We start from the raw sequence: 14,594 nt of genomic DNA, 5'->3' as shown, positions 1-14,594 counted from the left end.
AGGACGCTTTTTTATGCCGCAGTTCTTTATCGACCGCCCGGTGTTCGCCTGGGTGGTGGCCTTGTTCATCCTGCTGGCCGGTGCGTTGGCCATTGGGCAGTTACCCGTGGCGCAGTACCCGGACGTTGCGCCGCCGAAAGTCGAAATCTACGCCACCTACCCCGGCGCTTCGGCGCAAACCGTGGACCAAAGCGTGGTCAGCCTGATCGAGGAAGAACTCAACGGCGCTGATCATCTGCTGTATTTCGAATCCCAGAGCAGCCTCGGCAGCGCCACCATCACCGCGACGTTCCAGCCAGGCACCAACCCGGAGATGGCCCAGGTCGACGTACAAAACCGCCTCAAAGCGGTCGAGTCGCGCTTGCCGCAAGCCGTCACCCAGCAAGGCTTGCAGGTGGAGAAGGTCTCCGCCGGTTTCCTGTTGCTGATTACCCTCACCTCCACCGACGGCAAGCTCAACGACGTAGCGCTCAGCGATTACCTGGCGCGCAACGTGATGAACGAGATCAAGCGTCTGGACGGCGTCGGCAAGGCCCAGTTGTACGGTGCCGAACGGGCGATGCGCATCTGGATCGACCCGCAGAAGCTGATCGGTTTCAACCTGACCCCGGCCGACGTCAATGCCGCCATCGTCGCGCAGAATGCTCAGGTTTCCGCCGGCAGCATCGGCGATTTGCCGACCCGCACGACCCAGGAAATCACCGCGACTGTTCTGGTCAAAGGGCAGCTGTCGACGCCTGAAGAATTCGCCGACATCGTGCTCAAGGCCAATCCAGACGGCTCCACCGTACGCATCCACGATGTGGCGCGGGTCGAGATCGGCAGCCAGGAATATCAGTTCTCTACACGGCTGAACGGCAAACCGTCGACCGCCGTCAGCGTACAACTGTCGCCGGGCGCCAATGCCCTGAGCACCGCAACGCTGGTGCGGGCGAAGATGGATGAACTGGCGCGCTACTTCCCGGCCGGCGTCGAATACAAGATTCCGTACGACACCTCGCCCTTCGTCAAAGTCTCGATCACCAAAGTGGTCTACACCCTCGTCGAGGCGATGGTGCTGGTGTTTGCGGTGATGTTCCTGTTCCTGCAGAACATCCGCTACACGCTGATTCCGACGCTGGTGGTGCCGGTGGCGTTGATGGGGACTTTTGCGACCATGCTCGCGCTGGGCTTCTCGATCAACGTGCTGACCATGTTCGGCATGGTGCTGGCCATCGGTATTCTGGTGGACGACGCGATTGTGGTGGTGGAGAACGTCGAGCGGATCATGGCCACCGAGGGCCTGTCGCCCAAGGACGCGACGCGCAAGGCGATGAAGCAGATCACCGGGGCGATCATCGGCATCACCCTGGTGCTGGTGGCGGTGTTCATTCCGATGGCGTTCATGCAGGGCTCGGTCGGGGTGATTTACCGACAGTTCTCGCTGTCGATGGCCACGTCGATCCTGTTCTCGGCATTCCTCGCCCTGACCTTGACCCCGGCGCTGTGCGCGACACTGCTCAAGCCGATTGCCCAAGGCCAACATCATGCCAAGGGCGGCTTCTTCGGCTGGTTCAACCGACGCTTCGAACAACTGACCGAGCGCTATCAGGGCTGGGTCGCCTACGCGCTGAAACGCACCGGTCGTTACCTGTTGATCTACGGCGTACTGCTGATCGGTCTGGGGCTGTGTTTCAGTCGCCTGCCCTCCTCGTTCCTGCCGGTGGAAGACCAGGGTTACACCATCACCGACATTCAACTGCCACCGGGCGCGAGCAAGAATCGCACGGTGCAGGTGGTCGAGCAGATTGAAGCGCACAACGCCACTGAACCGGGCGTTGGCGACAGCACGGTGATTCTCGGTTTCAGCTTCTCCGGCAGCGGGCAGAACGCCGCGCTGGCGTTTACCACGCTCAAGGATTGGTCGGACCGGGGGAGTGACGATTCGGCGAGTTCGATTGCCGACCGCGCCAACATCGCGCTCAGTCAGATCAAGGACGCCATGGCCTTCGCGGTGTTACCGCCGCCGGTCGATGGCCTCGGCACGTCCAGCGGCTTCGAGTTCCGCCTTCAGGATCGCGGCGGCCTCGGTCATGCCACGCTGATGCAGGCGCGCAGCCAGTTGCTGGCCGCCGCCGAGAAGAGCCCGGTCCTGATGAACGTGCGCGAAAGCGCCCTGGCCGAAGCGCCGCAGGTGCAACTGGAAGTCGACCGAAAGCAAGCCAATGCCTTGGGCATTTCCTTTACCGACATCGGCAACGTGCTGTCCACCGCCGTCGGATCGGCCTACATCAATGACTTCCCCAACCAGGGGCGGATGCAACGGGTGGTGGTCCAGGCTGAAGGTGATCAACGCAGTCAAGTCGCCGATCTGTTGAAGATTAACGTGCGCAACAACGCCGAGAAAATGGTGCCGTTGTCGTCCTTCGTCCGGGCCAACTGGACCCAGGGTCCGGCGCAGTTGACGCGTTACAACGGCTACCCTGCCATCAGCATTTCCGGCGAACCGGCACCGGGCTACAGCACTGGCGAAGCCATGGCGGAAATCGAACGGCTGGTGGCGCAAGGCCCGGCCGGGTTGGGTCAGGAATGGACCGGGTTGTCATTGCAGGAACGCCTGTCCGGCAGCCAGGCACCGATTCTGCTCGGGGCTGTCGCTGCTGATCGTGTTCCTGTGCCTGGCGGCGCTATACGAGAGTTGGTCGATTCCGACGTCGGTGTTGCTGGTGGTGCCGCTGGGGGTACTTGGTGCAGTTCTGGCCGTGACCCTGCGCGGAAATGCCCAATGACGTGTTCTTCAAAGTCGGGCTGATTACCATCATCGGCCTGTCGGCGAAAAACGCGATCCTGATCATCGAGTTTGCCAAAAGCCTGTACGACGAAGGCCACGACCTGATCGACGCCACTCTGCAGGCCGCGCGCCTGCGGTTGCGGCCGATCGTGATGACATCGCTGGCGTTCATCCTCGGCGTGGTGCCGCTGGCAATTGCCACCGGCGCGAGTTCGGGCGAGCCAGCAAGCCATCGGCACCGGGGTGATTGGAGGGATGATCACCGCGACCCTGGCAGTGGTGTTTGTACCGGTGTTCTTTGTGGTGGTGATGAAACTGGTGCGCAAACACCATAAAAACATCTGACCAAACATCAATCAACTGTGGGAGCGGGCTTGCTCGCGAAAGGGCCGTCACATTCAACATTGATGTTGACTGACACGCCGCCTTCGCGAGCAAGCCCGCTCCCACATTCGATCCCATTGGATTCAGCTTTGTGGTGACAACGGACAACGCTGGGCTATGGTGTTGCAAAGCCCAGACGCATCGAGCCTCCATGCCCCTACTCGCCCGCACCCACCCTCGCCTGTCCGCCGCTGCCACGCTCGGCGTCGCGGCAGGCATTCTGGCTCCAGCCGACTCAATCATCAGCAAAATCCTCATCGGCTGGAACGCCGGGGTCTGGACCTATCTGGTACTGATGCTCTGGCTCACCGTGCGCGCCAAGGCCCCAGACGTCAAACGCATTGCCGAAGTCGAAGATGAAAACGCCGGTCTGGTGTTGCTGCTGGTGTGCATCGCGGCACTGGCCAGCCTCGGCACCATCACCTTCGAACTCGCCGGCAGCAGGGACCTGGAAACCGCCCGCAAACTGCTGCGCTACGGTTTCACCGCACTGACGGTGATCGGCTCATGGCTACTGATCGGGGTGATTTTCAGCGTGCACTATGCCCGGCTGTATTACACCTGGAACGGCAAGGAACCGGCGCTGCGTTTTGCCGAGGGGCTGGCAACCCCCAACTACTGGGACTTTCTGTACTTCTCGTTCACCATCGGCGTGGCGGTGCAGACCGCAGATGTAGGCGTCGCCACGCGGGACTTGCGCAAGATCGTGCTGGCGCAGTCGTTGATCGGGTTTGTGTTTAATACCGCGATTTTGGGGTTTTCGATCAATATTGCGGCAGGGTTGTTTGGCTGAAACTGATTGTGCGCAAGCTTCAAAGCGGCGGCTACCCCTATCAACTCTGACAGTTACGCCGGTTGCTCATTGCTCATACGCTGTGGCTTCCACTGGTTTCAGTGGATTACCAGACGGCCCGAGGGCCAGGGAGCACAGAGTTATGGACCAAAAAATTCCCCGCCAGACCACTGGCACAATGTCAGCCGAAATTGACTACTTCAACGAAAGTTTCAAGGGATCGAGTGGCTTCGCCATCCAGAAATCCCCTGAGCGGTTTTATGTCAAGGCACGTATGGATTTGCCCAATGGGCAGTGGCGTTACATTTCAATGTATTTACCCGCCAGCATTCCCGATGATGGATCGGAGTTTGACTTGTCATTAGTGATGAACCCGGATTCGAACACTCAAGCCCGGGCAAACTACGAACAGTTTTCGCCTGGCGGAAGTCAATGGGGGTCAGCGTCCGGCCAACTCAGAATGAGTTACAACTGGAAAACAGCCCAAATGAAAGGTACTTTTCAGTTCAAATCCAGGGTTGGCTCCACTGAGATCAACATCAGTGCCGGTGAGTTCGATTTGACGGGCATCACCGACGGCGTCAAGCACAATGGCACGTTCACCGATAGCGGAACGTTCAAGGCCACCAGCAAGGAATGGGGTTCCTTCAATGCCAACGATGTGAGCATTGAATGTAAAAAAATTCCCGTTGATCCGGTCGGTTATTGGGAGATTGTCGGCCGCATGGATAACGAGCTTCCACCGACCCGATCCCATATCGCGCTATTTATCAACGAAAACGTGGAGGGGAAAGAACACCAGTTAAAGGACAACAAAGACGTTTGGGTCACTTACTTCAGGCCAGACCACGGTGGTATCTTTCATGCGATCGAGGGTAGGCTCTCGTTCACATCGCTGCCCGGAACAGGTCATGCCGAGGGTACGTTGATTGCGAATTTCATCGAGAATGAGAAGAAGATTCTGGTAAACGGCGAGTTCAATATTGAAGACAACGAATTTTGATGCCCATCGCTCAATAAACCGTCAGCCCCAGGCTGACGGTTTTGCCCTTCCCCGCATAAACTCAGGATTCCCATGCCCAATCACAACCGGATCGACCTGACCCCAGGACGCCGACCCAGGCATCGAAACCCTACGCGCACATTTCAGCTACCTGATCAGCGTCAACCCAAGCCCCAGATAAAATTCACATTAATCGGGCTTTGTAAACTAGCAAGTCTGTGAGTTTACAGGGCAGACCCATTAGCGCTTTGATACGTCATCCCGGAAGTTGTCTTTAATAGCGGGATATCTTGTCATGACTATGGAGACCTTATTGATGAATATGATCACGCAAAAATTCAGACAATCAGTGAACGCCAATACCTGTATCGGGACGATCAACACCACGGAAGAGTTTAACGCAGGTCTGGTGGAGCTCAAGGAGGAAGCTTTTCCACCAGAACATAACGCCGCTTACGTAATGTTTGCGCGGCAACGCTCCGGAGAACCGAATTATACGACGAAAGAAATCACACTCTCCTTTTCAAAAGAGGGGTTAATCAATGGCACCTACGAGTTGACGCCGCTAGCGCATAATGTCCGGCTTACCTACGCTGACAATAGTAATCCCGCCAAACCTGTTATTTACACCCAAAGCGGGGGAACGGCCGTGTGGGAATATAATGCCGTCACCGGGGTTTTTTACGGAACATTGAAGGGCGCTGTTGTTGAAAACCACGACGATGACGAACCTAAGGCATTAACGATTGATGTGAAATTTTCGGTGAGGAAAAATAGCGCACTCTCCAGCAGTTTGCGCGCCCGCGCGGTAGCTGCGTAACCGATTGATAAAACAGTGATAGTAAAAAAAGGAAGCGCTAGCTTCCTTTTTACATGACTTGGCAGGGGTATTTACCACTCGTAACGAACGCCAAAGTTGAACCCAAAAGGCTGTTCAAAATTTCGACCACTGCCGTAGTCGAAGTCAGCGTGCATATGGAGTTTTTTCGTCATGGCGACGGCAACCCCAGTACCCAACTCAACTCGAGAACCGGACAGATCATTATTAAAGACATTGTTGTTGACCTGAACCTCATTGCTCTTCGCGAACTCGTGAGCCCAGGCGGCCCGCAGGTATGGCTGTATCACACGCCCCTGTTCGAGCGGGATATTTCGCCCTGCGGTAGCCCCCACCTTACCGATAAAGGAACGCGTGCGATCCCCTTCAGCTTGCAAATCGTTGTCCAGGGAAAAGTCCTTGCCCTGAATGACCACCGCGGACCATTGAGTGAAGGGTTCAAGGAAGTTTCCATTGGCGAAGCTGATATGGCGTCCAAACTCGATGGAGCCTCCCAGGCCCGAATTGTCATAGTCGCCCTTGGCCCGGGCGCCATCGCTCAAACCGACTTTCGCTTCATTGCGAAAACGGTTCGCCTTTAACACGCCGTCGAAATAATAACCGGTCCGTGAGTCAAGCCAGGTGACGTATGTGCCCAGATAGTAGCTAGCTACACGCCCTGAGGTGCCAGCCTTCAGGTCAAGGTCGGATTTACTCTGACCGGCCATCACACCCACCAGCCATTGGCCATCTCCGACAGGCAGCGGCGCATCTGCGCCCAACGTGAAACCTTGCTGGGTTTGTTGGTAACCGACACCCGAGCCATCGGCGATGTTGTACTTGTTGGCGTATGTGCGGCCCCAGGCGCCCGCCTTGCCGCCATTGAAACGCAGTTCCCCCATGCGAGTGCGCAATGAGGTCAACTCGCCTAACCATACGGTCGATGCGGTATTGAATAGAGCAAGTACCGAGCGTGTGCCCGGACTGACCGTGCGAGTACTCGGATCGAGTACCCAGTCATTGCCACTTTTTGCCAGCCCGTAGGAATAGGTCCCAAGATCGACCGCGCCGTTGACCAGAGAAAACTGCGCATCGCCAGCGGCGGTTTGAACCACGCGAATCGGTTGGCCGGCGGCAGGGTCAACACCACTGCTGGCAATCAACAATTCATGATTGCCACTGGCGGTCCCTGTGACATTTAGCAAATCGGTCTGGCCCGTGGCGAAATCTGTGCCCATCACGAACCGGCCATTGCCCGACAGCGTGGTCACGTTCAATTGGTAGAAGGCGTTATCAGCACCGAATATCACCGCCCCACCATTGTTGAGCGTGAGTTTGTCAACGTTACTGTTATCCACCAGTACCCATTTGGAACTGTCATTAATGGTGGTGCTGGCCACATTTTCCAGGCGGCCGGTCAAGACTGAATCGTTCTGCAGGATCAGTTGGGTGGTACTGCCTTGCTCGGTAACGATGTTACCGGTCAACGTACTGCCATTAACGGTCATGGAGGTGTTGGCACCGCCTCTCACATCCAGCAGCGTATCGTTGCCTGCCAGCAATCGGGAATTGCTCAAGGAGATGGTCGCTGTCGAAGTCGCTCCATTGGCGAAGTCCACCAGGATCGCCGAACCGGAATGCCCCTGAACTGTGGTGTTTTCAATGGCCAATACGGCGGGTTGAACGTCATTCGGGTCAAGGTCAATGAGTACACCGTTTTGCCCGCCAACGATTGTGCTGCTCCTGGCCGTAGCCTGGCCACTGCGCAACCGAATCCCGTAACTCGTGGCACCAGTGCCTTGAATGGTTGAATCGGTAACATCCAGGGTGCTGTAGGCACTGACCAAGGCACCACCCAATACACCGGTAATGGTGCTGTTACCTGTCACAGTAACCTTGGAGCCGGTCTGAGTAGCAGCATTGCGAACCGCCTGCAGTCCTACACGATTACCGGTAATGGTGCTGTTATCGATAGTGGCGTCACTGTTGCTCAGCAAGACAGCTGCAAGGCCGCCGATGCCTGAAACGGTCGCCCCGCTCAGATTGACGCTCGAGCCATTGCTGGCCGAAATCTGCTGAGTCGTGCCACCGGTGTTTACATTGAGTGTCGAACTGTCGGAGGTGATACTGAGCGTCTGCGCGCCATTAACCGTCAGCGTCGCATTCTGGCTAAGGTCCCAGCTTTCCGGTGTGCCGCCATTAATAGTTACATTCCCCCCAATGACGGGCGCAGCGGTTGCAAATGAAGTGAAGCACGCCAGTAGCGAGGGGCACAGCAACGTACACCTGGACGCACTCCTGGGAAAAAATGAAAATTTGCCTCGCATAGTAGACACCTACCTGAAAAAAACTCGAGCGCCGGCACTCTCGGAGATGAGCGAGGCCAGCCATTTGAGGGTCGCTAGGCTATCTGGGAGTTTCACAAAGTTCTGTAGGATTTATCCTTATTTAATAAGCGAAAACTCCTTCAGAATTTCTCTTAAAAACGTATATCAATGCATTACAACAGTGCGACGGGGCTTTCTCCCGTCGCACTGTTGCAAGCCAGCCTTTATCTATGGAAGAGGATGCACCTCTTCACAGAATTGGCCCTCACTGTTGTCCAGATCCAACCGATGAACAGCAGGTAGTGATTCAGGCGTTGGAGTACCTGTACCTCCGCGCGAAATAGTATAGGTAACCCTGCCATTTGCATTGTGTGCCGGCCTGAAGTCCTCCATGTAATCGCCAATACTAATGAGGACGCCGGCTTCAGGATAATCGCCAACAATGTCGTAAGTAGCTTCGGCCTCTGTACCAGCAATTGGAACTGCAGGGTCAGTGACGTATGCATAGTAGTTCAGAGTGATTGTTTCACCGTCAACTGTGTATGCATTTTTCAGTACGCGCACCAGCAGATTTCGTCTAGACGTACCATCCCCTGGATCCAACGCTGAAGGGAAGTTCAATGTAGAGCAGCCAATTCGTTTAAGTGGACCTGCAAGCTTTAATACTTCCGGCGCGGCCATTTCGATTGGAAATGCTTCTACGAGAATATCCTTTGGCCTGGATTCAGTCGGATTGACCCCGGTCAGCGTATACAATTTGCAACTCAAAACCTTGGTTCCGCTGCCTTGGGAAAGTACAGTTGCCCAAGGCAGCGACACAGGAATCGTGGTGCCTTCTTGTCCTGTTGTCAAAGCAATGGTCGGACCGATTTTTACACCGCCATAAGAAACATCAATCAACCAACCTTCTTCAGTAGGAGGAGTAGTAAATAGGTCAATGAAGATTTTTATACCATTGTCGTTGAAGTCCCCTTCCAATACCTCATCGTTGTTACCCGCCGTTGTTGTCAGCCGGGGCGCATCCAACCCAATAAGAATCGGATCCGGACCAATGAATGAAATATCCACATCTATGTCGACATCACTTGCAGCAATCTCACGGACACCACGAAACATTTTATAGCTAAATTTTATGGGTACTATTCCATCGGTATCGCCATAAACTTCTTTTATAAGATCATACATAGCAAAAAATATTAATTCGACTTCGGTTCGTACTCTTTGCTCTGGACCAACAGGCTTTCCTCCACAAAAACAAATGATTGTGTCACCGGGTGCGTTGGGCGTCGGCACCCAAACATTAATTTGCACACCTCTTGTATCAAATTGAGTATCAGGCAGATCAATCAGATTATCGCCACTTTCACCATTCGCCAAAGGAAGCACTGGCGGCAAGACCGTGGCAGGATCAGGGTCAGGCAAAAAGACCACAGTGCGCTGGCTGGGATTTGATCTGCGCCCTTTATTTCCTGGCAAGTCTCTCGCTACATAAATAAGCTGATTAGGCCCCTCCTCCCCATTCTTAAATGCGTCGGCAGGAATTAACGCCTCCCCTGCAGCATTCAATACATCTTCAAACACTGGCGTATCGCGAGCCGGATCAGGTGCGGGCCCCCAGTAAAAACTGTAAATGTCACTCAGGTGATAGGTTGGGGAGACTGCTGGCTTGACGGGAATCCCAGGCTTGCCATCGAGATAAGCTTCATCGATCGGTGAGGTCGGCGCCAGATCGGCAGGCCACGTGGGTGCGCCCGGCGTACGGTCCGATGGCGGATTTTTCACTTTGTAGGGCGCTGTCAGGTCAATCGTGTACAGGGTGCTCTCCGATATACCGTCGTTCGTTCCTCCAGCCCAATAAATGTATCGCATCTCATATTCAGTAGGGGGCTCAGGGGTGAGTTCTTCTTTCAAGAAGCTGACCGCAATCTCAAACGGCACAGTCCAATCCCTGTCAGCCACTGGACCCAGCTCAATAAATTGGCCGGGGGCAATATCTGTCCAGGCTGGATCTCCTATTTTGCGAATCTGAGGCTGTAGAAAATCATCATCGTCTTCAAGCAATGGCTTGGGAACGAGGTACTTCAAGGGCGACAGCAAGTCTGCGATGGGTATTCGCAAGTCGGGCAACAATGTTTGCGCCAGAATAGTAACTGCCTTGGGAGGATCAGCGAGTGTATCGCCTGACCTGAAGGTTCTTTCTTGAAGCACTGCCATTCTGGACAATACGGCCTTTTCAACTATTGCGTTCATTCTGGTTTTCTCCATGTCTTAGCAATCGATAGCGCACCGGTTTCAACGAACGACCACCTGATGCACGCTCTCACTTATATGACTACACATATAACTCACTGCTCTTTCAAGGTCCGCACGGAAGTTCCTCTCCTGGTATGACCCTATCTATCCTTACCAGCCCGACCTTTGATTTCCCTATGAGTCTGGATCCGCGATACACTTTATAACTAACCAGCGCAGATGCATTACTGACCATCGGCTTTATATGAATGTCGTATGGCGTGACCACCTCGACAAATCCATTGCGGAGATCTTCTTCAGTCAAAATGTCATGCTTAATTACTTTGCGCGCCCTTGTCAATTGCAGGCCACTCCCATTAAGAGAGGTATAAGCACTCCAAAAAATATTAAATACATCCCCTACTTCAAAGCTTGGGAGAGGCGGAAACTTCACAGTTACACCGTTCCACAGCGGCGGTTCGGTTGTGCAGTTGAGATACCCGTACTTATCGGCGTGGGGAAACTCAGCAGCGGGAAGGTCTGTCTGAACAGGAGTATGATCGATAGTAAGCGTTCGTCGAAACGAGTAAGCCGGATTATTAGCAGTATCGAAAACTTCATACCACAAATTGCCAGGCCCATTATGCTGCAAATACTTTGGAGAAATATGAATTATAAATTCCGGCTTGATATCTGCTGGCAAGTATATACTTTCTATCCGCACCGGAGGCAGTTCCAATTCTGGCTGCTCAAAGAACACGACAAGGATATCCCGCTCATCTGGTTTTGATGCGTAGTTTTTCCAAAGAGGAACAACAACATCAATACCTTTTAGCAGCAATTCATAAGGAATATTGCCTGCGGGATCAACATCGGGATCGGCCACTCCGATCACCTTTGGAGGTTCATAAATCGGTATAGGGGACATGTAATGAGCCCTCATCATGCTGGCGTGTATATTCCCGGATTGATGTGGTTGCTGAGTTAAATTAGGCGCCAAAGTCAATCGACTGGCTACTGTCATATCTGACAGGTCTTACTACCGTTCGTCGCTTATTCCTACATTTTTGAATGACAGCAACCTTGACGGCATTTGCGTAATGATGTTTCCTGAAATCGGTTTCAGGACCCTTTGTGTGAACTATCCCAATAACAAGGTCGCCCACCATGAACGACTTCTCCGCCGCCCAACGCAGCCGCGTCACCATGCTCGACGTCGCCGAACACGCCGGGGTCTCCAAGGCCAGTGTCTCGCGCTTCATCGGCGAAGATCGCGCCCTGCTCTCCGATGCCATTGCCTCGCGCATCGAGCAGGCGATCAGCGAGTTGGGCTATCGCCCGAATCAAATGGCCCGCGGCCTGAAACGTGGGCGCACCCGCCTGATCGGCATGTTGGTGGCCGATATCCGTAACCCTTATTCGATTGCCGTGATGCACGGGGTGGAAACCGCTTGCCGTCAGCACGGCTACAGCCTGGTGGTGTGCAATACCGACCGCGATGATGAGCAGGAACGTCAGCACCTGGCGTTGCTGCGTTCCTACAACATCGAAGGCTTGATCGTGAACACCCTCGGTCATCACCGCGATGAACTGCGCGAGTTGCGTCAGGAAATGCCCATGGTGCTGGTGGATCGCAAGGTCGAGCAGCTCGATAGCGATCTGGTGGGGCTGGATAATCCGGCCGCTGTCGAGATGGCCATTGCCCACCTTGAAGAACGCGGTTATCGCGATGTGCTGATGGTCACCGAGCCGTATGACGGCACCAGTTCGCGGATCGAACGGGTCAGCAGTTTCAAGGCGCAGGTCGCGCAGCGTCCGGCGTTCTCGGGCGCGGTGGTTGAAACTGGCGGCGATTTGACTGCTCGCTTGAACACCTTTTTGCAAACTCCCGGTCCTGGCCCGAAAGCGCTGTTTTGTGCCAACGGTATTGCCGCGCTGGCCAGCACCCATTCGTTGCGTGAGTTGAAGTGCAATCTGTTCGAGGATGTCGGGCTGATCGCCCTGGATGATCTGGATTGGTATCCGTTGGTGGGCAGTGGGATTACCGCCCTCGCCCAGCCGACTGAGGAAATTGGCGCGAGTGCGTTTGAATGTTTGCTCAAGCGACTGCGTGGGGATGATGGGCCGGTGCGGACGTTGGATTTTTCGGCTCGGTTGATTGTGCGGGGGTCCACCCTGGGGAATCTTCGGTGAATGTTCGGGCCCCATCGCGGGCAAGCCCGCTCCCACAGGGATCTGTGGCGTTCACAAAATCTGTGTGGGCTTGCCCGCTATGGGGCCCTAAAAACCCCACAACTCAACATCAATATTTTTTTGCCAAATCACAGCGATCTGTGGCGTTCACAAAACCTGTGGGAGCGGGCTTGCCCGCGATGGGGCCCGAAAGAACAACACATCCTTAAAGCAGCCATTTTTTTTGAACAAAAATGAAACCGGTTTCAGAGGTGAATAACAATGAACAAACCACCCGTTTCCATCAGCCTTTCCAGCTACGGCGCGGAGCTTGTCCGCCAACGCGGCCAAGGCAGTTTTGTCGAGGTGCTGGCCGCTGCCGGTGCCACGCACATCGAATGGCGCGAAGAACTATTGACCCTCGAAGACCCCGCGCAACTGGCTGATGCCACGCAATCCCAAGGCCTGGAAAGCATTTATTCCTCACCGATGGAATTGTGGTTGGCCGGGCAATCGGCACCCAATCCTGAACTGCTCTCGACCCTGAAGCGCGCCGAGGCATTCGGCGCCAGATGGCTGAAAGTCTCCCTGGGTTATTTCACCGACAACAACGATCTGCAAACCCTGGCGCTGCAGTTGCAACAGAGCCCGGTGCATCTGCTGGTGGAAAACGACCAGACGCTGCACGGCGGCCGAATCGAACCGTTTCAGCGTTTCTTCGCCGACATCGAACAACATCAGCTGCCGATCAAAATGACCTTCGATATCGGCAACTGGCAATGGCAGGACCAATCCGCCGCCAGCGCCGCGCGGTTGCTCGGTCGACATGTCGGTTACGTGCACTGTAAAGCAGTGGCGCGCCGGGCCGACGGCAAACTGGTGGCGGTGCCACCGGCCGCCAGCGACCTGCATCTGTGGGGCCAATTGCTGCGGCACATGGATCACGACGTGATGCGTGCAGCGGAGTATCCGCTGCAAGGCGATGACTTGGTGCAGTTGACCTCCGAGCATGTCGCCGCCCTCGCCCACCTCGGTCAATCCCGCCTGGAGTCTGCTCATGTCTGAGATCGATATTCTGTCGTTCGGTGAAACCATGGCGATGTTCGTTGCCGAGCAGAACGGTGAGTTGGCCGACGTCGGCCAGTTCCACAAACGCATTGCCGGGGCCGACAGCAATGTCGCCATTGGCTTGTCGCGGTTGGGGTTTAACGTCGCCTGGCTGAGCCGGGTTGGCGCGGACTCGCTCGGCAGGTTCGTCATCGATACGCTTGAGAAAGAAGGCCTGGATTGCACTCATGTCGACATCGACCCGGCGCACCCCACCGGGTTTCAACTCAAGTCCCGCGCCGATGATGGCAGCGATCCGGTTGTTGAGTATTTCCGTCGTGGCTCGGCGGCCAGTCATTTGTCGGTGCAGTCCATCAAGCCGCAATTGCTCAAGGCTGGGCACTTGCACGCCACGGGCATTCCTCCGGCGTTGTCGGCATCGGCCCGGGAAATGTCCTTCGAGCTGATGACCCGCATGCGCAATGCCGGGCGCAGCGTGTCGTTCGACCCTAACCTGCGCCCGAGTCTGTGGGCCAGCGAGCAACAGATGATCACCGAAATCAACCGTCTCGCCGCCCTCGCCCATTGGGTGCTGCCGGGTTTGAGCGAAGGGCGTTTGCTCACCGGTTTCGAAGACCCCGCCGACATCGCCGCGTTTTACCTCGACCAGGGCGTTGAAGCCGTGGCGATCAAGCTCGGGCCGCACGGCGCGTATTACCGAACCCCTCTGGATGAAGGTTTCGTTGCAGGCGTGCCGGTGGAGACAGTGGTCGATACGGTCGGTGCCGGTGACGGGTTTGCCGTCGGCCTGATCAGCGCCCTGCTGGAAAACCACAGCGTTGCCCACGCCGTGCAGCGTGCCAACTGGATCGGCAGCCGCGCGGTGCAGAGCCGTGGGGATATGGAGGGGTTGCCCAACAGGCTGGAAATGTCCGTCGAGTTTGAAGCCACCATCGCGGGCAAGCCCGCTCCCACAGGGATCGGCGCAAATCCTGTGGGAGCGGGCTTGCCCGCGATGAGGCCCGAATAGTCACTGAAGATTTAAAATC

9 protein-coding genes and 1 pseudogene are annotated in these 14,594 nt (G+C 55.6%); 7 read left to right on the top strand and 3 right to left on the bottom strand.

Annotated elements, in window-relative coordinates; all coding sequences use genetic code 11:
* Nucleotides 1-13: 13 nt before the first annotated feature.
* The 4 genes and pseudogenes from PSH65_RS15695 to PSH65_RS15680 all read left to right on the top strand — a co-directional run bounded on the left by PSH65_RS15695 (nucleotide 14) and on the right by PSH65_RS15680 (nucleotide 5,770).
* Nucleotides 14-3,115, top strand: a pseudogene (locus PSH65_RS15695) (multidrug efflux RND transporter permease subunit).
* 190 nt (nucleotides 3,116-3,305) lie between these two features.
* Nucleotides 3,306-3,947, top strand: a complete 642-nt coding sequence (locus PSH65_RS15690; RefSeq protein WP_305426894.1) for a DUF1345 domain-containing protein — start codon at nucleotides 3,306-3,308, stop codon at nucleotides 3,945-3,947.
* Between the two features lie 142 nt (nucleotides 3,948-4,089).
* Nucleotides 4,090-4,950: a hypothetical protein gene (locus PSH65_RS15685; protein ID WP_305426893.1), complete on the top strand. Its 861-nt coding sequence runs from the start codon at nucleotides 4,090-4,092 to the stop codon at nucleotides 4,948-4,950.
* A gap of 316 nt (nucleotides 4,951-5,266) precedes the next feature.
* Nucleotides 5,267-5,770 carry a hypothetical protein gene (locus PSH65_RS15680; RefSeq protein ID WP_305426892.1) on the top strand — a complete coding sequence of 168 codons (504 nt, stop codon included), beginning with the start codon at nucleotides 5,267-5,269 and terminating at the stop codon, nucleotides 5,768-5,770.
* 71 nt (nucleotides 5,771-5,841) lie between these two features.
* On the opposite strand, the gene PSH65_RS15675 is transcribed toward PSH65_RS15680, so the two are convergent.
* The 3 genes from PSH65_RS15675 to PSH65_RS15665 all read right to left on the bottom strand — a co-directional run bounded on the left by PSH65_RS15675 (nucleotide 5,842) and on the right by PSH65_RS15665 (nucleotide 11,212).
* Nucleotides 5,842-8,094, bottom strand: a complete 2,253-nt coding sequence (locus tag PSH65_RS15675; protein ID WP_370694688.1) for an autotransporter outer membrane beta-barrel domain-containing protein — start codon at nucleotides 8,092-8,094, stop codon at nucleotides 5,842-5,844.
* Nucleotides 8,095-8,322: 228 nt separating this feature from the next.
* The gene (locus PSH65_RS15670; protein WP_305426890.1) at nucleotides 8,323-10,344 is read right to left on the bottom strand and encodes a hypothetical protein; all 2,022 of its coding nucleotides are present in this window, start codon (nucleotides 10,342-10,344) and stop codon (nucleotides 8,323-8,325) included.
* A 106-nt stretch (nucleotides 10,345-10,450) separates the two neighbouring features.
* Nucleotides 10,451-11,212 carry a hypothetical protein gene (locus PSH65_RS15665; protein ID WP_305426889.1) on the bottom strand — a complete coding sequence of 254 codons (762 nt, stop codon included), beginning with the start codon at nucleotides 11,210-11,212 and terminating at the stop codon, nucleotides 10,451-10,453.
* Between the two features lie 281 nt (nucleotides 11,213-11,493).
* Between PSH65_RS15665 and PSH65_RS15660 the strand changes: the two genes are divergently transcribed.
* The 3 genes from PSH65_RS15660 (at nucleotide 11,494) to PSH65_RS15650 (ending at nucleotide 14,575) form a co-directional block, all read left to right on the top strand.
* Nucleotides 11,494-12,519 carry a LacI family DNA-binding transcriptional regulator gene (locus PSH65_RS15660; protein WP_305426888.1) on the top strand — a complete coding sequence of 342 codons (1,026 nt, stop codon included), beginning with the start codon at nucleotides 11,494-11,496 and terminating at the stop codon, nucleotides 12,517-12,519.
* Nucleotides 12,520-12,780: 261 nt separating this feature from the next.
* Entirely contained in the window at nucleotides 12,781-13,563 is a 783-nt protein-coding gene (locus PSH65_RS15655) for a sugar phosphate isomerase/epimerase (RefSeq protein WP_305426887.1), read from the top strand.
* Nucleotides 13,556-14,575 carry a sugar kinase gene (locus tag PSH65_RS15650; RefSeq protein WP_305426886.1) on the top strand — a complete coding sequence of 340 codons (1,020 nt, stop codon included), beginning with the start codon at nucleotides 13,556-13,558 and terminating at the stop codon, nucleotides 14,573-14,575. The genes PSH65_RS15655 and PSH65_RS15650 overlap by 8 nt, the downstream gene beginning before the upstream one ends.
* The last annotated feature ends 19 nt before the right edge of the window (nucleotides 14,576-14,594 follow it).

The sequence above is a fragment of the Pseudomonas sp. FP603 genome, from assembly GCF_030687415.1.
Lineage (GTDB): Bacteria > Pseudomonadota > Gammaproteobacteria > Pseudomonadales > Pseudomonadaceae > Aquipseudomonas > Aquipseudomonas wuhanensis.
This window is presented reverse-complemented; position numbering and strand designations above follow the sequence as displayed.